At 57.4% G+C, this 20388-nt stretch carries 22 protein-coding genes; 19 read left to right on the top strand and 3 right to left on the bottom strand.

Features of this window, described 5'->3' with window-relative positions; genetic code table 11:
• Positions 1–13: 13 nt before the first annotated feature.
• A complete protein-coding gene (locus ACTOZL_RS00920; protein ID WP_482476165.1) occupies positions 14–544 on the bottom strand; it encodes a dihydrofolate reductase family protein in 531 nt (176 codons plus the stop codon).
• A gap of 221 nt (positions 545–765) precedes the next feature.
• On the opposite strand from ACTOZL_RS00920, the gene glmM reads away from it, so the two are divergent.
• The 6 genes from glmM (at position 766) to ACTOZL_RS00950 (ending at position 6731) form a co-directional block, all read left to right on the top strand.
• Positions 766–2121, top strand: coding sequence for a phosphoglucosamine mutase (gene glmM / locus ACTOZL_RS00925; RefSeq protein ID WP_482476166.1), 1356 nt, complete (start codon positions 766–768; stop codon positions 2119–2121).
• Positions 2118–2777, top strand: a complete 660-nt coding sequence (locus ACTOZL_RS00930; RefSeq protein ID WP_482476167.1) for an LbetaH domain-containing protein — start codon at positions 2118–2120, stop codon at positions 2775–2777. Before glmM ends, ACTOZL_RS00930 begins: the two co-directional genes overlap by 4 nt.
• Before the next feature lie 16 nt (positions 2778–2793).
• Positions 2794–3711: a DMT family transporter gene (locus ACTOZL_RS00935; RefSeq protein WP_482476169.1), complete on the top strand. Its 918-nt coding sequence runs from the start codon at positions 2794–2796 to the stop codon at positions 3709–3711.
• A gap of 119 nt (positions 3712–3830) precedes the next feature.
• A complete protein-coding gene (locus tag ACTOZL_RS00940) occupies positions 3831–4700 on the top strand; it encodes a TraX family protein (RefSeq protein ID WP_482476170.1) in 870 nt (289 codons plus the stop codon).
• 10 nt (positions 4701–4710) lie between these two features.
• A complete protein-coding gene (locus tag ACTOZL_RS00945) occupies positions 4711–5376 on the top strand; it encodes a response regulator transcription factor (protein ID WP_482476172.1) in 666 nt (221 codons plus the stop codon).
• Complete coding sequence (locus ACTOZL_RS00950) at positions 5361–6731, top strand: sensor histidine kinase (protein ID WP_482476173.1); 1371 nt, start codon at positions 5361–5363, stop codon at positions 6729–6731. The genes ACTOZL_RS00945 and ACTOZL_RS00950 overlap by 16 nt, the downstream gene beginning before the upstream one ends.
• 95 nt (positions 6732–6826) lie before the next feature.
• Here the strand turns inward: ACTOZL_RS00950 and sigG are convergent, their stop codons facing one another.
• The gene (sigG, locus tag ACTOZL_RS00955) at positions 6827–7603 is read right to left on the bottom strand and encodes an RNA polymerase sporulation sigma factor SigG (protein ID WP_482476174.1); all 777 of its coding nucleotides are present in this window, start codon (positions 7601–7603) and stop codon (positions 6827–6829) included.
• 351 nt (positions 7604–7954) lie between these two features.
• Here sigG and ACTOZL_RS00960 point away from each other — a divergent pair, with 351 nt between their 5' ends.
• The 5 genes from ACTOZL_RS00960 (at position 7955) to ACTOZL_RS00980 (ending at position 12259) form a co-directional block, all read left to right on the top strand.
• Positions 7955–8863 carry a precorrin-6B methylase gene (locus ACTOZL_RS00960; protein WP_482476175.1) on the top strand — a complete coding sequence of 303 codons (909 nt, stop codon included), beginning with the start codon at positions 7955–7957 and terminating at the stop codon, positions 8861–8863.
• Between the two features lie 383 nt (positions 8864–9246).
• Positions 9247–9831: a 2-oxoacid:acceptor oxidoreductase subunit gamma family protein gene (locus tag ACTOZL_RS00965; RefSeq protein ID WP_482476176.1), complete on the top strand. Its 585-nt coding sequence runs from the start codon at positions 9247–9249 to the stop codon at positions 9829–9831.
• Positions 9828–10136, top strand: coding sequence for a 4Fe-4S binding protein (locus ACTOZL_RS00970; protein WP_482476177.1), 309 nt, complete (start codon positions 9828–9830; stop codon positions 10134–10136). Before ACTOZL_RS00965 ends, ACTOZL_RS00970 begins: the two co-directional genes overlap by 4 nt.
• A complete protein-coding gene (gene porA, locus ACTOZL_RS00975) occupies positions 10133–11314 on the top strand; it encodes a pyruvate ferredoxin oxidoreductase (RefSeq protein ID WP_482476178.1) in 1182 nt (393 codons plus the stop codon). The genes ACTOZL_RS00970 and porA overlap by 4 nt, the downstream gene beginning before the upstream one ends.
• A gap of 6 nt (positions 11315–11320) precedes the next feature.
• Positions 11321–12259 carry a thiamine pyrophosphate-dependent enzyme gene (locus ACTOZL_RS00980; RefSeq protein ID WP_482476180.1) on the top strand — a complete coding sequence of 313 codons (939 nt, stop codon included), beginning with the start codon at positions 11321–11323 and terminating at the stop codon, positions 12257–12259.
• Between the two features lie 88 nt (positions 12260–12347).
• Here ACTOZL_RS00980 and ACTOZL_RS00985 read toward each other — a convergent pair whose 3' ends face one another.
• On the bottom strand, positions 12348–13541 hold the full coding sequence (locus ACTOZL_RS00985; protein ID WP_482476181.1) for a pyridoxal phosphate-dependent aminotransferase: 1194 nt from the start codon (positions 13539–13541) through the stop codon (positions 12348–12350).
• A gap of 244 nt (positions 13542–13785) precedes the next feature.
• Between ACTOZL_RS00985 and ACTOZL_RS00990 the strand changes: the two genes are divergently transcribed.
• The 8 genes from ACTOZL_RS00990 to panB all read left to right on the top strand — a co-directional run bounded on the left by ACTOZL_RS00990 (position 13786) and on the right by panB (position 20386).
• Positions 13786–14361 carry a helix-turn-helix domain-containing protein gene (locus ACTOZL_RS00990; RefSeq protein WP_482476182.1) on the top strand — a complete coding sequence of 192 codons (576 nt, stop codon included), beginning with the start codon at positions 13786–13788 and terminating at the stop codon, positions 14359–14361.
• A gap of 28 nt (positions 14362–14389) precedes the next feature.
• Positions 14390–14581, top strand: coding sequence for a DUF6440 family protein (locus ACTOZL_RS00995; RefSeq protein ID WP_482476183.1), 192 nt, complete (start codon positions 14390–14392; stop codon positions 14579–14581).
• Between the two features lie 129 nt (positions 14582–14710).
• Complete coding sequence (locus ACTOZL_RS01000) at positions 14711–15391, top strand: DUF421 domain-containing protein (protein ID WP_482476184.1); 681 nt, start codon at positions 14711–14713, stop codon at positions 15389–15391.
• Positions 15392–15579: 188 nt separating this feature from the next.
• Positions 15580–16428: a DegV family protein gene (locus ACTOZL_RS01005; RefSeq protein ID WP_482476185.1), complete on the top strand. Its 849-nt coding sequence runs from the start codon at positions 15580–15582 to the stop codon at positions 16426–16428.
• A gap of 163 nt (positions 16429–16591) precedes the next feature.
• Positions 16592–17875, top strand: coding sequence for a murein hydrolase activator EnvC family protein (locus tag ACTOZL_RS01010; RefSeq protein ID WP_482476186.1), 1284 nt, complete (start codon positions 16592–16594; stop codon positions 17873–17875).
• A 71-nt stretch (positions 17876–17946) separates the two neighbouring features.
• Complete coding sequence (locus ACTOZL_RS01015; RefSeq protein ID WP_482476187.1) at positions 17947–18390, top strand: GNAT family N-acetyltransferase; 444 nt, start codon at positions 17947–17949, stop codon at positions 18388–18390.
• Positions 18391–18593: 203 nt separating this feature from the next.
• Positions 18594–19508 (top strand): Rossmann-like and DUF2520 domain-containing protein, encoded by a 915-nt coding sequence (locus tag ACTOZL_RS01020; RefSeq protein ID WP_482476213.1) that lies wholly within the window; start codon positions 18594–18596, stop codon positions 19506–19508.
• A complete protein-coding gene (gene panB, locus ACTOZL_RS01025; protein WP_482476188.1) occupies positions 19505–20386 on the top strand; it encodes a 3-methyl-2-oxobutanoate hydroxymethyltransferase in 882 nt (293 codons plus the stop codon). Before ACTOZL_RS01020 ends, panB begins: the two co-directional genes overlap by 4 nt.
• Positions 20387–20388: the final 2 nt, after the last annotated feature.

The raw sequence follows: 20388 nt of genomic DNA on the forward strand, positions 1-20388 counted from the left end.
CTGTCCAGCGGTGTTATCTGCGCCCGTAAACCAGTTCTGTAATCCCGTTGCTGGTTTGGGTGCGGAGCAGTTTTAATGGAATTTCCCCAAAGTTCTCCCCGAAAAGCCGGATACCGGAGCCCAGGAGCGTTGGGATGATGGAAATATCATATTCATCGATGAGGTCGCACGCGACTAGGGGCTGGATAATCTGGCTGCCGCCACAGACCCAGATCGACTTTCCTGCCTCAGCCTTTAAGCGTTTGATCACGCTGCAAGGGTCATCTTGTACAAATATTATATGGTCTGTGGAGGGCAATTTCCTATGGGTGATGACATAGCTTGTCAAGTCTGGATAGGGCCATTCCTTCGGGGATAGTTCCTCTGTGATTTGGCGGTAGCTGTTCCAGCCCATCACTACGGTGTCAACCGTGGGGACAAAGGAGGAATAGGAGTCTATGGTTGTCTCCTGGGTACTGTGTCCAGTCAGCCAATCTACGCTCCCATTGTTGTCCGCGATGTATCCGTCAAGGCTCATTGCAATATATAAAACCACATTCCTCATAGCAAAGCTCCCTTCAAAATTCCTTTTCCTGGGATGATTTTATCATAGGGAAGGGGCGGGTTCAAGGGCTGTGGGTCGGTGCAGCATTTTGCTGACCTGACACGTCCAGAGGCGTGCCAGATGTTTCCCGGATTTGACAGCCCCCCACCCAATAAGGTATAATATAAAACCCTAAGCATTGGGAGATGTTCCCTATTTCATAGTTATTGGAGAGATGAACTATGTCAAAATTTTTTGGCACCGATGGCTTCCGCGGCGAGGCCAATGTGGACCTGACCGTTGACCACGCCTTTCGTGTGGGCCGTTTTTTAGGCTGGTACTACGGCCAGGATCATAAGGCCCAGATCGTTATCGGCAAGGACACCAGACGGTCCAGCTATATGTTTGAGTGCGCCCTGGCCGCCGGGATCACGGCCTCCGGTGCGGACGCCTGCCTGATGCACGTCACCACCACCCCCAGCGTGTCGTATATCGCCAAGGTGGACGAGTTCGACTGCGGCATTATGATCTCCGCCAGCCACAACCCCTATTTTGACAACGGCATTAAGCTCATCAACCGCCACGGGGAGAAGATGGAGCAGGAGGTCATTGACCAGTTGGAAAAATACCTGGACAGCAAGCGGGAATTGGCCTACGCCACCGGGGAGAACATCGGCCGGGTGATTGACTACGCCTCCGGCCGGAACCGCTACATCGGGTATCTCATCAGCCTGGCCACCCACTCCTATAAGGACATGAAGGTGGCCCTGGACTGCGCCAACGGCAGCACCTGGATGATCGCCAAAAGTGTGTTTGAGACCTTGGGGGCAGAAACCCATGTGCTCAGCAACACCCCCAATGGCCTGAATATCAATGAAAACTGTGGGTCCACCCACATTGAGCAATTGCAGAAATATGTGTTGGAGAACCACATGGACATTGGCTTTGCCTTCGACGGCGATGCCGACCGCTGCCTGGCGGTGGACGAGCAGGGGAAGCTGGTGGACGGCGACGGCATCCTCTACGTCTATGGCTGTTACATGAAGGAGCGGGATAAGCTAGAGAATAACACCATCGTCACCACCATCATGTCCAACTTCGGCCTCTATAAGGCCCTGGACGCGGCGGGAATCGGGTATGAAAAGACCGACGTGGGCGACAAGTATGTCTATGAGAATATGCGCGCCAACGGACACCTCATCGGCGGGGAGCAGTCGGGGCATATCATCTTTGGTAAGTACGCCAACACCGGCGACGGCTTGCTCACGGCCATCAAGCTTATGCAGGCCATGCTCAGCAAGAAGCTGCCCCTGTCCAAGCTGACCCAGGGCTTCCAGGTTTATCCTCAGGTGTTGAAAAATCTGCGGGTCCGGGATAAAGACATGGCAATCAACGACTTTGCGGTAAAGAACGCTGTGCGGGAGGTTGCGGAAAAACTGGGGGACCAGGGCCGCATTCTCCTGCGTAAGAGTGGCACAGAACCGGTGGTTCGGGTGATGGTAGAGGCCCCCAACCATGAAACCTGCGAGGTATGCGTGGACTCTGTCCTGGCAGTGATGCGGGAGCGGGGCCTTGCGGCAGAGGAGAAAAACGGATGATGACCATTGCTGAACTGTTCCACTTAGATGACACCATCGCCGCCCCACTGTTTGGGGGGAAAACCTATCCCTGGGAGGTGCTGGGGGAGCTCAGTGACTTTATCCTCCGTTTGGGGGCCACACTCCCGGCAGAAGAATTTGACCATCCAGAAGAGGATGTCTGGATTGCCAAGGATGCCAAGGTGTTCCCCTCCGCCTACATCGGCGGCCCCTGTATCATTGACCACGAGGCGGAGATCCGCCACTGTGCCTTTATCCGGGGCAGCGCCATTGTGGGGAAAAAAGCCGTGGTGGGCAACTCTGTGGAGCTGAAAAACGTGGTGCTCTTTGATTTTGTTCAGACTCCCCACTATAACTACGTGGGGGACTCCATCCTGGGCAGCCATGCCCACATGGGCGCCGGGTCCATCACCTCCAACGTGAAAAGTGACAAGACCCTGGTGGTGGTGAAGGACGGCCAGGAGCAGATCCCCACCGGGCGCAAAAAGGTGGGGGCCCTATTGGGGGACTATGTGGAGGTGGGCTGCAACAGTGTCCTGAATCCTGGGACCGTGATTGGCCCCCACAGCACGGTCTATCCCACTTCCAGTGTCCGCGGCGTGATCCCCCCCAACGCCATCTATAAGGATCAAAATACCATTATCATCAAAAAGTAGAGAGAAGCAAAACCGAATGAAGAACCTACCTGGAAAAAACCTACTGATACTTTTTCTCACCGCCTTAATTTGGGGCACGGCCTTTGTGGCCCAGGCGGTGGGGATGGACCGCATCGGCCCCTTTGCCTTCAACACGGCCCGTTCCTTTGTGGGCGGCCTGACCCTGATCCCTGTGGTGCTGGTCTTTGGACGGATGAAAAGCCCGGAAAAGCGCCAAGAGGAACAGGGTAACAGTGGTAAAACCCTGATCCTGGGGGGCGTGTGCTGCGGCCTAGCCTTGGGGGTGGCCTCCTGCCTGCAACAGCTGGGCATTCAATACACCACGGTGGGCAAGGCCGGCTTTATCACCGCCCTGTATATCGTCATTGTCCCCATCCTGGGCCTATTCTTTCGGAAGAAGGTGGGCGTCAAGCTGTGGATTAGCGTGGTGGTGGCGGTGTTCGGCCTGTACCTGCTGTGCATGAGTGGTTCCCTGACCCTACAAAAGGGGGATTTCTTGGTGCTCCTGTGCGCTGTGGCTTTCTCCGTCCACATTATGGTGATTGACTATTTCAGCCCTAAAGTGGATGGGGTGAAGATGTCCTGCATCCAGTTCTTTGTGGCGGGGCTCCTCTCCACCGTGGCCATGCTGGCAGCGGAGGGTGTTCCGGCGCTTCAGGATTTTCTGGCTTCCTGGGGGCCCATCCTGTATGCCGGTGCACTGTCCTCCGGGGTGGCGTACACCTTGCAGATCATTGGCCAGAGGGGGGTCAACCCCACTGTGGCCAGCCTGGTGCTGAGCTTGGAGTCCGTGATCTCTGTTTTGGCGGGGTGGCTGATCTTGCAGCAGAATATGTCCAGCCGGGAAGTGCTGGGCTGCGTGCTCATGTTCGGTGCCATCATCCTAGCACAGCTGCCGGAAAGGAAGCGTAAACAAGCAGAAAGCGTGGGATAAATTGACCACCGGTTCAGTCAGATTGAACCGGTGGTTTTTCTAAAAAGATTTTCATTGCTTAGACTTTCCTGATAATTTCCCCTTACCATAGGAGCAGAAACAAGAAAGGAGCTGCGACTATGGAAGCAACTGCATTGACCGCGCGGGCGGAGACAGGAAGCCGGGGATTGTCAGGGACTGGATTAAAATGGATGGCCCTGATCCTCATGGTTCTGGACCACATCCACTACATCCTGGGCTTTACGGGGGTGATCCCAGAGGCGTTCAGTATGCTGGGACGCTTGGCCGCGCCGCTCTTCCTCTTCTGCCTGGTGGAGGGCTTTTCCAAGACTCGGAACCGGAGGAAGTATTTTCTCAAGGTCTATCTGGTCTCGGTGGGGATGAGTGCCCTGCTGGTGGCCATGAACGTCTTTGGCCTGCTGCGGCGGCCGGACGGGTTCTACCCCATGAATGGCATGATGACCGCTTTCGCCATCCTCATGGTAATCTATCAGGGGATCGACTGGCTGGGACAGAAGCGTATTGTCCGGGGCCTGCTGGCGGTGATTCTACCCTTGGCCTGGCCATTTATCTTCACCGCCCTGGTGACGAACGTCCCTGTACTCCGCCTGCCCCTGGTGGTGGCGGGCCTGCCCCTGATTCCTACCTGGAACACCAACCCCGACGCATGTATCCCGGTTCTTCTCGTGGGCATCGTCCTCTACCTGTTCCGAAAAAACAGGCGCTGGCAGGTGGCAGCCTTTGTGGCGGTGGAGCTGCTGTACGATCTGGTGTATGTGGGCGTTATGGTTTCGGCTATGCCGGACTTCCACTGGACCCAGATGTTCACCATGTACTATGAGTGGTACGGTGCCCTTGCGGCGGTGCCCATGCTGTTCTATAATGGTGAGCGGGGCGGTGGGCACAAGGCGTTTTTCTATGTATTTTACCCCGCCCACATTTATATTCTCTATGCCCTCTCCTGGGGGATCTATTTTCTGATGAATTGAGGGATGCGCTATGGCCCATATTCTTGCAGTGGATGACGACGCCGACCTCCGGGCCCTGCTGAAAACGGCCCTAGAACGGGATGGGCACCAGGTAACGGTTCTCTCTCAGGGGGACGAGGTCCAGGAAGCGCACTGCCGTTGGGCGGACTGTATCCTCCTAGACGTGATGATGCCTGGTGAGGACGGCTTTGCCACCTGCCGCCGCATCCGGGCACTGGCAGACGGTCCCATCCTCTTTCTCACGGCCAAGACTGGGGAGGAGGATGTGGTGTCGGGCCTGGGGCTGGGAGGAGACGACTATTTGACCAAGCCCTTCCGCTTGGCGGAGCTGCGGGCCAGGGTGAATGCCCACTTGCGCCGCCAGTCTCGCACGCCACAGCACTGCCTGCGTCGGGGAGAGCTGGAATTTGACCTCTCTGGGCGGACGGTGTCCTGCCAGGGCCAAGCCATCCGTTTGACCAAGAGCGAGTACGAAATCTGCCAGCACTTGGCCCTCCGTCCGGGCCAGACCTTCACCAAGGAGCAGCTATATGAGGCGGTGTTTGGCTTCGATGGCACAGGGGACGACACCGCCATTACGGAGCATATCAAAAATATCCGCGCCAAGCTTCGGGCGGTGGGACAGACACCCATTGAGACAGTATGGGGGGTGGGGTACAAGTGGAACGGCCAGTGAAGCGGCCCCTGGGGCTGGCAGCATTGTTTTGGCGCTATTTGCTCTCTGTAGGCCTGCTCATTGTGGTGTCCGCCCTACTTTGGTGGATTATGATGGTGGTTTGCATCAATCGGGGGCTGGTCCTACCTTCCTCCTACGCTGCCGGCCAAGTGGAGGCCACAGCGGAACGTTTGCACCAGGCGTTTGACCCAGAGAGCATCCCACATTACTACCGCTGGGCAGTATTTGACGTCAACGGGGGCTTGACGGACAGTGGCAATATGGACCAGCGTCACTTGGACTATGCCCGCCGGGCCCTGGAGGGGGAGGCCAGTCATGTGTTTCCCTACGCCCAGAAGCACCGGATTGTCCCTTTAGATGGGGGAAGTGTGTGTGTCCTTCAGTACGATTATGCCAACCCCTATACCGACCCAACCCTTCAGGAGCGCTTGCCGGACTTCCAAGTGATGATGATTGCTCTGCTGATTGGGACATGGCTGCTGTTGGCGGGTTTGTGTACCCGACACTACACCCGCAAGCTCCGGCAAGATGCCCAGACTATCACCCTGGCCACCCAGGCCATTGCGGCCCAGCGGCTGGATGAACCCTTGACAGGGAAGGCTAGGGTCCGGGAGCTGGGGGAGGCCTTGGAGGCCATGGACCTTTTGCGGGAGAGCTTGGCGGACTCCCTAGAGCGTCAGTGGGCCATGGAGCAGCAAAGCCGGAGGGAGTTGGCGGCGCTGACCCACGACTTGAAAACCCCTCTGACCATCATCAGTGGCAACGGGGAGTTGTTGGCAGAGGAAGCCTTGAGCGCTGCCCAGCAGGGGAGTGTGGACGCCATCCTCCGGGGGGCGGAGCGTTTGGCGGACTACCTGGGCCGTCTGCGTGCCCTTTCTGCTGGGGATGGCGGGGAGGAACCGGTGCAGCCTGCCTCCCTCCTGGCGCTGTTCCAGCTTTGGCGGACGGCAGGGGAGGGTTTGTGTGGCCCCAAGGATATCCAATTCCAGGCCGAGGAGCCACCGGCCTTGCTGTTGCCCCTGCGCCAGGAGGCGGTGAACCGGGCGGTATTGAACCTGCTGGATAACGCCGTCCGCTATGCGGGGAGCGGGGGCAAGGTGGGCTTGTCTGTGCGGGCAGAGGGGGAGCATTTGACGGTATCGGTAACTGACACCGGGCCGGGATTCACCCCGGAGGCCCTTGCCCGGGCTGGGCGCGGCCTCTATACCAGCGATGCCAGCCGTCCCCAGGATGGCCACACCGGCTGGGGCCTGTGCTACGCCCGCCAGGTGGCCAAGGACCACGGTGGGGAGCTGCGGCTATTTAATACGGAACAGGGCGGGACGGCGGAGCTGTTGTTTCCCCTTGGAGAATAGAAAAAAGGCGCTGCCCTATTGCGTGGGCAGCGCCTTTTGAGCAGTTTAACAGTCGAAGCTTGGAGGGCTGTAATGCACCTGCCGTGGGGAACTGTTCACAACTCCCGCTTGATTTTTTGAATGGCGTTTTTCTCTAGCCTGGAAATCTGGGCCTGGGAGATGCCAATGCGCTGGGAGACCTCCATCTGGGTCTTGCCCTCAAAAAAGCGCAGGTTCAGGATGGTCTTTTCCCGGTCGCTGAGGCGGTCCATGGCCTCTTTTAGGGCGATCTGTTCCAGCCAACTGTCCGAGGTGTTCTTCTGGTCCTTCACCTGATCCATGACGCATATCGTATCCCCAGCGTCGGAGTACACCGGCTCATAGAGGGAGACCGGGTCTACGATGGCGTCCAAGGCGAATACCACGTCCTCCCGTTTGATGTCCAGCAGCTTGGCAATTTCCTCAATGCTGGGCTCCCGCTGGTGCTCGGCCATATAACGCTCCTTGGCTTGGAGGACTTTATAGGCGGTGTCCCGCATGGAGCGGGAGACCCGCACAGCACTGTTGTCCCGGAGGTAGCGGCGGATCTCACCGATGATCATGGGGACCAAGTAAGTGCTGGGAAACACGTCCAAATCCACATTGAAGTTGTCGATGCCCTTGATCAGCCCCACGCAGCCCACCTGGAAGAGGTCATCGGGGTTTTCGTTGCGCCCGTCGAACTTTTTGATGACGCTGAGCACCAGGCGCAGATTCCCCTGGATGAGGGTTTGCCGGGCCTCCTCGTCCCCCTCCCGGACCCGGAGGAACAGGGCCTTGGCCTCGTCCCTGGTGAGCACCGGGAGCTTGGAGGTGTTCACGCCGCTGATCTCTACCTTGCTTAGCCGTCCCATAGCGGTCCCTCGCTTTCGTGATACTGTTTCCAGTATCTCCCCTTCCGCTGTGCTTCATGCGGGGAGAGACCGCGCTTTATTTTTTATTGTTCTACCGCCTTCGATGGATTTTTCAGGGGGAAGGGGGAGGGGGCTTTGGCACACAATTGACCACCGTGCCCTTGGGCAGCTATGACCAGGGTTTGGTGGCTGCCCCGGCTTACCGTGGAAGAGGAGTTGGCCCAGGGGATAAGCTGACCCTTGACAGAACCCCCTGCTGGCCTTAAAATAGGAGGGTATTTCCCAAAGTGCAGGGGACAAGCCCCCATGGGAAGCGTGAGAGAATCCCGTTCTCCGGGAAAGGAGCGTTTTATGAGCATTTTCAACAATGAGAGCATCTTGGCATGGCTGAAATATTTTTCCGATAATGCTGACATCGACCTGGCCTCTATCCGTATCCTGGATGTCACCGGGCGTGACAAAAACCTGATGGCTGCGGTTCAGGCCAACCCTTCCGTGCTGGTTTTCACCGACGGGAACCACCCAGAGATTTTTTATAATATGTGGGACAACGGCATGGGGGACTGCCAGGTGTGGTACAACGAGGGCTCTGAGCCCAGCGGCCCCATGAAGCACAACCTTCTCTCGGAGATGATCGACCGGGGGGTGAACGTCTCCGCTGCCATGCTCATTGAGAACCCCCATGCCCACAGTGCCTACCCCACGGGGCTGGACAACAGCAGCTTTTCCCCCGGCTCCATCCGCTATGTGGCTCCGGAGATTCGGGCGGTGATTATGAATAAGCTTCACCTCAACGAGACGGAGAACATCTGTGTGGTCTCTGGGGAGAGCATTGCAGTAGAGGCTGCCATTGCCGCGCGGAAGGGCCAGGTAGTGGCTGTGGAGTATAAGGAAGGGGACCACCAGACCATGGAGGAGAACCTGGTCCGCTTTGGCCTGCGCAACGTCCTCATCGTCAGCGATATGGAGAGCTATTCCCACCGCTGGCCTGTGCCCGATGTGGCATTCCTGGTGGCATCGGACAAGCTGAACATGGAGCTCAGGACCCTGGTGCATGTGAACCCCAAAATCCGGGTGGTAATCTATACCTTGGAGTTCAGCTACATGAGCCACATCCCCGGCATGCTCTGGGAAAACGGCATCAAGCCTACAGAGGTCATGCAGTTGGAGGTCTCCAAGGTGGGCCGCAAGGACGAGATCGAAGTCCAACCCGCCCCCTGGATTTTCTCCGGCCAGGCAGGGGGCATGGAGGAGGACTGACGAAAACAGGCGTTCCATCACCCAAAAAACAGGAAAAATTGCCGCTTGACAGGGAGAAAAGCGGTGGTATAATAGCACTAACCACCACCTGTTTCAGGTGCGTTGGCCCAGAATCAATAGAGAACGGCAATGATGGAGACAGTAAGCTTTGCAGAATCCCGCAGAGATCCGGGGATGGTGGGAACCCGGAGGTAGTAGGCAAAGGGGAAGATCCCTCCGGAGCTGCATGCCGAACCGCGTTTGCTCAGTAGGTTATGCCGGTGTTCCCCCGTTATAGGGAGCGCGTATGTTGGTACGCAGGTAACAGGTGGTACAGCGAAGCGTTTTTAGCCTTCGTCCTTTTACAGGGACGAAGGCTTTTTTTGAACAGAGGAGGTAAGACCATGAAAAAGGATGGCTTGATCGAGTTTCGGTGGCATGGCCGGGGCGGACAGGGGGCAAAGACCGCCTGCCTCCTCCTGGCAGATGCGGCCTTTCACGCAGGGCGCTATGTCCAGGGGTTCCCGGAATACGGCCCGGAGCGTATGGGGGCACCCATCACTGCCTATAACCGCATCAGCACCGCCCGGTGCAGCGTCCACTGCAACATTGAGCAGCCGGACTATGTGGTGGTGGTAGACGAGACCCTGTTGGACACCGTGGACGTAACCCACGGCCTGAAAGACCACGGGGCGGTCATCGTCAACACCAGCAAGACCCCGGCGGAGATTCGCCAAAAGCTCCCAGGCTGGCAGGGGCGGGTATGTACCATTGACGCCCGGCGCATCTCCGAGGAGACCTTGGGGAAGAATTTCCCCAACACCCCCATGCTCAGCGCGGCGGTGAAGGTCAGCGGGGTGTTGGAGGAGCAGCAGTTCAAGAGCGACATGGAGGAGAGCTTCCAACATAAATTTGCCACAAAGCCCCAGGTGGTGGCCGGGAATATGGCTGCCCTGGTGAAAGCATGGGAGGAGGTGCAGGCGGGATGAGTTTGAGAGCAAAGGATATCAACGAACACAGCACCTGGCAGGAGATGACCTTAGGCGGCGAGATTTTCGAGCCTGCCACCTCTAAGCTGGTGAACACCGGGGCTTGGCGGACCAATACCCCGGTGCTGGACCAGGAGAAGTGCCGCCAATGTCTCCTGTGTGTGCCCTACTGTCCGGACAGCTCCCTGCCAGTGGAGCAGGGGAACCTAGCGGGCATCGACTATGAACACTGTAAGGGCTGCGGTATCTGCGCGGAGGTCTGCCCCTTCGACGCCATCACCATGAAGGAGGGTGGACAGCTATGAATTACAACGACCGTCTCTCCGGCAACGAGGCCATCGCCTTTGCCATGAAACAGATCGACCCCGACGTGATGGCGGCCTTCCCCATCACCCCCTCCACGGAGATTCCCCAATATTTTGCCCAGTATGTGGCCAACGGCGAGGTAAACACCGAGTTCGTGCCAGTGGAATCAGAGCACAGCTCTATGTCCGCCTGCATCGGCGCCCAGGCCGCCGGGGCCCGCTCGGTGACAGCTACCTCCTCCTGCGGCTTGGCCTTGATGTATGAGATGATGTATGTGGCCTCTTCCAGCCGCCTGCCCATCACCTTGGCCTGTGTGAACCGGGCGCTGTCAGGGCCTATCAACATCAACAACGACCACTCCGATTCTATGGGCATCCGGGACGCGGGTTGGATTCAAATTTATGCCGAGAACAACCAGGAGGCCTATGACAACTTCCTACAGGCCATGCCCATTGGGGAGCACCCCGAGGTGCGTCTGCCGGTGATGGTCTGCCAGGATGGCTTCATCACCAGCCATGCCTTGGAGAACATTACCCTCCTGGACGAGCAGTCCGTGAAGGACTTCGTAGGGGAGTATACCCCGGAGAACTACTTATTGAAAAAAGAAAACCCCCTGGCCATCGGCCCCTATGACCTGGGCTGCCACTATATGGAGCACAAGGTTCAGCAGGCGGAGGCCATGAAGGGGGCCAAGAAGCGTATTCTGGAAGTGGCTGAACAGTTTGAGGCCCTCACCGGGCGCAAATACGGCCTCTTTGAGGAATACCGGATGGAGGACGCGGAGCTGGCTCTGGTTCTCATTGGTTCCAGCGCTGGCACCGCAAAAATGGCGGTGGACCTGCTCCGGGAAAAAGGCATTCAGGCAGGCTTGGTGAAGATTCGGGTGTTCCGCCCCTTCCCGGCGGAGGAGTTGGCCCAGGCCTTACAGCACGTCAAGGCCCTGGCGATCATGGACAAGGCCGAGAGCTTTTCTGCCCAGGGGGGCCCCCTCTTTGCGGAGGTTCGGGCGGCCCTGTATGACTTGGAGCATCGCCCCCGTACCGTGGGTTATGTCTACGGTTTGGGCGGGCGGGACATCACCCCGGAACATTTTATGGGGGTCTATGACCGCCTGGCGGAAATCGCCGCCGGGGGGGACCTGGGCCCCACCTATACGCACTTGGGACAGAGGGGGTAAGCGACTATGGAACGAACCTATCATTTCAAACACACGCTGGAAAAAAAGGAGCGCTTTGCCCCTGGCCACCGGCTCTGCGCCGGCTGCGGGGCGGGGATCGCCGTGCGGGGGGTCCTCCGGGCCCTGCGGGAGGAGGACCGGGCCGTGGTGGGCAACGCCACTGGCTGCTTGGAGGTCAGCTCCTTCCTTTACCCCTATACGGCGTATGAGGACAGCTACATCCATACCGCCTTTGAGAGTGCCGGAGCCAGCCTTTCCGGTGTAGAGGCTGCCTACAACGCCCTGAAACGGAAGGGGAAGATAGACGGTACGGTGAAGTTCATCACCTTCGGCGGCGACGGCGGCACCTACGACATCGGGTTCCAGTCCCTTTCCGGCGCGATGGAGCGGGGCCATGACCTGACCTATGTGTGCTATGACAACGAGGCCTATATGAATACCGGCATCCAGCGGGCCTCCTCTACCCCCCGCTTTGCCAATGCCACCACCTCCCCGGTGGGGTCGGAGATTCCCGGCAAGAAGCAGAATAAGAAGAACCTGACGGATATCATCGCCGCCCACAATGTACCCTATGTGGCCCAGACCACCTTCATCGGCAACTTCCGGGACCTGTACACCAAGGCCAAGAAAGCCATCTACACCCCAGGCCCCAGCTTTCTCAATGTAATGGCGCCCTGCCCCCGAGGCTGGGAGTATCCCACGGAGAAGCTGCCGGAAATCTGCAATTTGGCGGTGGAAACCTGCGTGTGGCCCCTCTTTGAGGTGGAGAACGGCGTGTGGCGGCTGAGCTACGAGCCCAAGAAGAAGCGTCCGGTGGAGGAGTACCTCCGCCTCCAAGGCCGCTTCCGCCACATGTTCAAGCCGGGCAATGAGTGGATGATTGAGGAGACCCAGCACAACGTAGACGAAAACTGGGAGAAGCTCCTGACCAAGTGCCAGGGCTGAGGCCGGGAACCATTTTACGCAACAGAAAAGCCGCCACTTCGTTACGTTTGCAACGAAGTGGCGGTTTTTGCAGTGGATGTAGAAGAGATTACGTTCTCTTGTTGTAAGCTTCGATGCCCAGGGCCAGCAGGTCCATGGCCCGTTCCAGGTCGGCCTGCTTGAGTACGTAGGCAATACGGATTTCATTCTTACCCTTACCGGGGGTGCCGTAGAAGGGTTCACCGGGGGCGAACATCACGGTGTCACCCTTGTCCTCAAACTCTTCCAGCAGCCACTGCTGGAAGCTGTCGGCATCGTCCACCGGCAGGGCGGCCATGAGATAGAAGGCGCCCTTGGGGCAGGTGCATACCACGCCGGGGATTTTTTGGAGCTTTTCCACCACGGTGTCCCGGCGGCGTTTATACTCATCCCGGACGGCGGCGAAATACTCCGGCCCCACGTTGTACAGGGCGGCAGAGGCCACCTGGTCCAGGGTGGCCACAGAGAGACGGGCCTGGCAATATTTCATAGCCTCGGCTAGGAGCCCGTGGTTCCGGGTGAGGATGCAGCCGATACGGGCGCCGCAGGCGGAGAAACGCTTGGACACGGTGTCGATGACCACCACGTTTTCTGCCGCGTCGGCATACTCGCCAAAGGATTGCAGGGGCTCCCCGGCGTAGACGAACTCACGATAGGCCTCGTCACCGATGATGAACAGGTCATGTTCCTTGGCGATGTCACACATGAGCCGCTGCTCCTCCGGGGTGAGGACCACGCCGGTGGGGTTGCCGGGGTTGGTGCAGATGATGGCCCGGGTGTGTTCGTTGATCTCTGCCTCGATCTTAGCCCGGTCGGCGTAGTGGTATCCCTCTTCGGGAGACGTGGGGATGGGGTGGATGGAAGCGCCGGTGGTGTTGACCATGGTGCTGTAGTTGGGATAGAAGGGTTCGGGGATGAGAATCTCGTCCCCGTCATCTAGGATGCACTGAAGCACGATGGAGAGGGCCTCACTGCCGCCGGTGGTGATGAGGATTTCATCCTTGGCGAAGTTCATGTTCAGCTTGGCGTAGTAGTCCTGAATGGCGTCGATGAGCTCCGGCATACCGGGGGAGGGGGCGTACTCCAACACTGGGAGCTGGAAGTTACGCACGGCCTCAAAGTACTGGGGCGGCGTCTCAATATCAGGCTGGCCGATGTTCAGGTGATAGATCTTACGGCCCTTCTCCTGGGCGGCCACAGCGTAGGGGTGAAATTTACGCATCGGGGAGAGCGAGCACTTTTTTACTTTGCTGGAAAATTTCATTTCCACACCTCCAATAATTTGCAGGGATTCCGTTCCCTCATGTCGCTGTCCCCATTGTACGATTTACGGCGGCGCTTGTCAATCGCTCATTTCGGAATGTTCTACCGGCTGGGGGGCGAGGCACAGAAATGGTGAGATGATGTAAAAGTCCTTGTGTATCAAGGGAAAAACCGGATGTAAAATAGGTTTGATAGACAAATCTGGCCCAAACAGCTATGCTGGGAGCCAAAGGAGGACAAGAAAAATGGAATTTAGCGAACAGATCAAAAAGTACAGGAGCCAGGCGGCTCTGACCCAGGATGAGCTGGCGGAGAAGATATATGTCACACGCCAGACCATCTCCAACTGGGAGAATGACAGGAGCTACCCGGATGTGAAAAGCCTGCTGCTGCTCAGTTCCCTTTTTCAGGTTTCTCTGGATACTTTGGTGAAAGGAGATTTGGAAGAAATGAAAGAACAGATCAAGCAAGAGGACATCAAGACCTTCAACCGAGATGGCACAATCTTTGCCATACTGCTCCTCTTGACGGTGGCGGCGGCGGTGCCCATGGTGTTCTATCTGGGCACGCCAGGGACGATTTTATGGGTTGCGCTCTGGCTCGTCGGGCTGTATTTTGCCAACCGGGTGGAGAAGCAGAAGAAGCTCCATGACGTCCAGACCTACCGTGAAATCGTGGCGTTCTCTGAGGGCCGGCAGCTGGACGAGCTGGAAAAGGCCGAAGAGCGGGGAAAGCGCCCCTATCAGAAGGTATTCGTGGTCGCGGCTTTTACGGCCTTTGCGGGAGCCGTGGCGGGGCTGATGCTCTTTTTGATGAAGTAAAAAGTGTGTAAACTGGGAGGAAAACATGATGAAAGATAGAGAAGAAAATCGTTTTGAGATCCATTTTGTCAAAGGTTCTGCCATGGCTCTGCGGCATTTGGTGGACTGGGAGACCGGTGTGAATTACCTGTTTAGTGACTTTGGTGGATTCACCCCGTTGTACAACGCGGACGGTACTCTGGTGGTGACGAAGAAGAAGGACGAGGCCCTTGAACACTAATGTGAGATCACAGAGAGCGGCCGGCGGCTGGGGGAGACCAGCGCCGGCCGCTCTCCTTGTTTTGGGATGGACAAAGGGATATATTTTTCTCAGTCCAGGGAAATCCTAGAGGGAAAGGAGGGGATCGTTTTGGATTTGATCTATACAGCGCTGATGTCGCTTTTCTCATTTATTTATATGTTTGTGGTGGCCAAGCTCATGGGCCACCGGCAGATTGCCCAGCTGGATGCCTTTGACTATATCACAGGCATTACCGTGGGCTCCATCGCCGCGGAGCTGGCCACGGAGTTGGAGGACCCTCTCAAGCCCACCATCGCCATCGCGGTGTACGGGGTCCTGACGGTGTGCGTCAGCCTGATCACCCAGCGCTTCCAGCGCAGCCGGAAGTTCATTGAGGGCGCCCCCACCATCCTGTTCCACAACGGGAAGCTTTATCGAGAGAACATGAAAAAGGCCAGGCTGGATTTGAGCGAGTTTTTGGCCCTGTGCCGCCAGCAGGGGTATTTTGACCTGGGACAGGTTTACACAGCGGTGTTTGAGCACAACGGGGCGCTGTCCATCCTCCCGGCGGAGCCAGACCGTCCAGCTACACCCCGGGACCTGCACCTAGAGACCCAGCAGGCTACTTTTTTCACGGAGATCATCATGGAGGGACGGGTGCTGGGGGAGAACCTCCGGCGCATGGGAAAGGAGGAGCACTGGTTGAAGGAGCAGTTGAAAAACCAGGGCTACCACAGCCCTAAGGAGGTCTTTTTGGGCCTGGTGGATCAAAACGACCAGGTGACGTTCTATCCCCCGGAAAAGGCCTAAAGCGTTGGAGGGAGCCGCTTCCAGGGGCGGGGCTTTTTTGAGAAAAAATGCCCCGCCCTGTGCTTGAATAAAATTTTGGGGGCTGGGATGAATTTCTATTGAAATTGCGGACAGATACAGGTATAATGGATAAAATTAGTAGAAATACCGAAAAAACCAGGGAAAATAGAACCAAAAGGAGTGTTATCATGAGCAAACCTGTGTGCATCACCGCAGATAGTACCTGTGATCTGCCCCAGGAACTTTTAGAGCGTTTCAACATTAAAGTTGTCCCCCTCCATGTGCTCTTGGGGGAAGAGAACTATTTGGATGGCGTGGACTTTCACCAGGATATGATCTTTGAACGATATGCCAAGGACAAGACCCTGCCCCGTACCGCTGCCGTCAGCCCCCAGGAGTTCACCAGCTTCTTTACCCCCTTGGTGGAGGCGGGGTATGAGGTAGTCCATCTGGACATCAGCTCCGACCTCTCCGCTACCTATCAGAACGCTATGATTGCGGCGGCGGAGTTGGAGGGGGTGTATCCCGTCGACACCCGTAAGCTCACCACCGGCATTGGGCAGATGCTTCTGGTGGCCTGTAAGCTTCGGGACGAGGGGAAGGACGCCGCCACCATTGCCCAGGCCATGGAGGACTTGATCCCCAAGGTAAACGTCAGCTTTGTCATCGACACCTTGGAGTATATGTGGAAGGGTGGCCGCTGCACAGGTGTCACTGCCTTCGGCGCCAACCTGCTGAACCTGAAGCCCTGCATCGAGATGCGGGAGGGGAAGCTGGAAGTCTGTAAGAAGTACCGGGGGAACATAGCAAAAGTTTATGAGAAATACATCACCGAGCGCATGAGCGGCAAGAAGATCCGGCCGGATTATTTCTTTGTCACCACCTCCAACGCGCTCACCCCAGAGCAGGAGAAAAACCTCTCCGCTCTGATCCGGAACATTGCCCCCATCCAGGAGATTTTTTACACCCGCACCGGCTGCACCGTGACCTCCCACTGCGGCCCTGGTACCCTGGGGATCCTCTTCTTGGAGGAGTAAAAAGGGTGGAATGTTACGATTTTGTGACAATTTTGCAACTCTCTCTTGAATCTATTGGAAAAGTATGTTATAGTTATCCCGTAAGTATATGCCCCTAATCCAAAGATCGAGAGGTGAACCAAAACAAATGCAGTTACATTGTAAGGAATGGGCCAAACGTGGCGTGACCACGCTGCTTGCCCTTGTATTTGTGGTCATGGCCGTGGCAGTGCCCGTAGCAGGTGCCGCCGTAACCAAGGATCAGATCAACGGGTTGAAGAACCAGGCGTCTAGCTTGGCGACGCAGAAGGCGAACCTGCAATCCCAGTTGGACAAGCTTTCCAACTCCAAAAACGCCGCCGCAGACCAGAAGCGCCTATTAGAGCAGAAGATCAATGTGCTCCAAGAGGAGATCAAGGTTTCTGAGCAGGCCATCGCCCAGTTAGCCCAGATGATCGTCCAGAAAGAGGGCGAGTTGGCCCAGGCCCAAGAGAAAGAGGCCAAGTATTATGAGGACTTCTGCCAGCGGATCCGCCGTATGGAGGAGACGGGTGATGTCTCCTACTGGTCCGTGATCTTCGACGCCCAGGATTTCTCTGACCTGCTGGATCGGCTCTCTATGGTCCATGAAATTATGGACTACGACAACGTGGTGATGGATGAGCTGGCCGATGCCCGCCAGGCCGTAGCCGATGCCAAGGCCGACTTAGAGCAGAGCAAGACCGACCAGGAGCAGGCCCGCAATAATCTGGCGAACCAGCGCAACGACCTCCAGGCGGAGGAGAAAAAGGTGGAAGCGGCCCTTGCCCAGATCAACGCCGACTATAACAACTATGCCAAACAGATGGAGGACAACGAGGACGCTGCCAAAGAGGTTGCCGACCAGCTGAAGCAGGCGGAGGCCACCTATGCCAAGCAGTTGGAGGAGCAGCGCCGGAAGGAAGAGGAAGCCGCCCGGCTGCGTGCCCAGCAGCAGGCAGCGGCCAACAAGCCCTCTAACAGTGGTTCTTCCAGCAGCAGCGGCAGCAGTTCTAGCAGCGGCAGCAGCGGTGGTACCAACTACAGCGGTGGATATATCTGGCCCTTGCCCGGATACACTAGTATCAGCTCCCCCTTCGGGTATCGGAATTGCCCCTTCCATGGGCGTGAGCTCCACACTGGCGCTGATATCCCCGCTCCCGGCGGTACGCCCATCAAGGCGGCCAAGGGCGGCGTGGTGGTTATCTCCACCTATGGCTCCTCTTACGGCAACTATGTGGCCATTGCCCATGCCGACGGCAGCCGGACAGTCTATTGCCACATGTCCTCCCGTGCCGTTTCCGCAGGTTCCTCGGTGAACCAGGGTCAGGTCATTGGTTACGTGGGCTCCACTGGCAGCTCCACTGGCAACCATCTGCACTTGGAGCTCTGGACCAGCAGTTCCAGCTCTAGCCGTGTGAACCCTGTGAATTACATCAGCCGTTCCTGAGAACAGATCAGTCAACAGAAATGGATCTCCTGGCAGACAGGAGGTCCATTTTTCTATGCAAGGAGGAACCAATGCGGATCATCGAAGTGAAGGAAAACAAAAAGCAATACCTGGACCTCCTTCTTCTGGCCGACGAACAGGAGAATATGCTTGACAGATATCTTTACCGGGGGACCATGTATGCCCTCCACCATGGGGGAACCAAGGCGGTGTGTGTAGTCACCGATGAGGGAGAAGGGGTCTTGGAACTCAAGAACCTGGCTGTGGCCCCGGAGGTCCAGGGGAAGGGGTACGGTAAGACGATGGTGGATTTCATCATCCGTACCTATCGGGGGAGGTATGATTGCCTACAGGTGGGTACCGGGGATAGCCCTTTGACTCTGCCCTTCTATGAACACTGCGGCTTCCAGCGCAGCCATGTGGTGGAAGATTTCTTCCTGGACCACTATGACCATCCAATTTGGGAGGGGGGAACACAACTGGTAGATATGGTTTATCTCACAAGATGTCTGTGACCGCTGCCGGAAATCGTGACTTTTGTCCAGAGAATTGGCAGGAAATTCTGCGGGATTTATCGAAAAATCTGAAGTTTGGTACTTTACAGAACGCAATGTGAATGGTACAATAGCGGCGTCGGTCCCCTTGTGCCCATCTGTGCCCAAGGGGATCGGAAGCGGATGGTATTCCGAATTGGAAGCTGTACCGGCAAATTTCCTCCATCTCCGCCCCAAACGGGCCAGGAAAGCATCACCCGGCAGACAGGAAGGGTGATACGATGAAAATTGGATTCATTGGAGCAGGAAAAGTGGGCTTCTCTCTGGGGAAATTCTTCACCCAAGGCGGCATTCCGGTGACCGGCTACTACAGCAGGCATCGAGACTCAGCCCAGGAAGCGGCGCGATTTACTGAAACGAAGGTGTTTGACGACCTATCGTCATTGGTTCAGGCAAGTGATGCGCTCTTTTGTACCGTTCCAGATGGGGCGATCCCCGCTGTGTTTGCGCAGCTGGGGGCGTTGGAGATCCGAGGAAAACAGATCTGTCATTGCAGCGGCGCACTGACTGCCCAGGAGGCCCTTTCCGGCCGGGAGGGCGGCGGCGCCTACTACTATTCGATCCACCCGCTGTTTCCGATAAGCAGGAAAGACACTGCCTATCAGGAACTGCCGGGTGCTTTTTTCTGCCTGGAAGGGGAGGGGCCCCATCTGCAGTGGTGGGCGGAAACCCTTGCTTCCTTAGGCCCCCAGGTGAGGATCCTGGCCCCTGAGGCGAAGCTGCGCTACCATGCGGCCTGCGCCGTGGCCAGCAACCTGATGTGCGCCCTGGGCAAGGTGAGCTTAGACCTGTTGGGGGGCTGCGGCTTTTCCCAGGAGGAGGCCCTCCAAGCCCTGGCTCCACTGATGAACGCCAACCTGGCCCATCTGCTTCAGGCGGGTCCTGTGGCGGCCCTTACCGGCCCGGTGGAGCGTTGCGACATCCACACAGTGGAAAAACATCTCTCCATCCTGCCTGATCCGGCCGCAGAGATGTTGTACCGGGGGGCATCCCAAAAGCTCACAGAGCTGGCCAGAGAAAAGCACCCAGAAGCGGACTACACACCCATGGATAAGATATTAAATGGAGGATCGAGATGAAGAACACAGTTGCTACACTGGCCGAGATGAAGGCCAAAGGGGAGCGCATCTCCCAATTGACCTGCTATGACTACTCCACCGCACGCCTCATCGACCAGGCTGGCGTGAATATGGTCCTGGTGGGGGACAGCCTGGGCATGACCATGCAGGGCTACACCGACACCATCCCTGTGACCATGGAGGAGATGATCGTCTATGGCCGCAGTGTGGCCCGGGGCTGCCAGAACGCCTTCGTGGTGATGGATATGCCCTTTATGAGCTACCAGGTCTCTCCGGAACAGGCCCTCACCAATGCGGGCCGTCTCATGAAGGAGACTCTGGCGGACGCGGTGAAGTTGGAGGGCGGCAAGGACGTGGCGGAGCAGATCCGGGCCATCACTGCCGCAGGCATCCCTGTCTGCGGACATGTGGGCATGACACCCCAGTCCCACCATGCCTTTGGGGGCTTTAAGGTCCAGGGCAAGGGGGAGGAGAGCGCCCGGCGGGTGCTGGAAGATGCCTTGGCAGTCCAGGAAGCCGGGGCGTTCGCCGTGGTGCTGGAATGTGTGCCCCCCAAACTGGCGGCGCTGATTACCAGCAAGCTGGACATCATCACCATTGGCATCGGGGCCGGGGACGGCTGCGACGGCCAGGTGCTGGTGATGCAGGACATGTTGGGGATGGGGGACTGGCGGCCCAAGTTCGTTAAGACCTTTGCCAACGTAGGCCAGGTGATGAAGGACGCTTTCGCGGCCTATCACCAGGAGGTCCAGGCGGGGACCTTCCCCAGCCAGGAGTATGCCTATGTCAAAAGTGATTGCTCCGACGATACCCTGAACATCCTGGATCGGGAATACGGCCGCCAGGAGCCCATTCCATTTTCGGTAGTGCGAGGATAACG

The sequence above is a fragment of the Evtepia sp. genome (assembly GCF_056797215.1).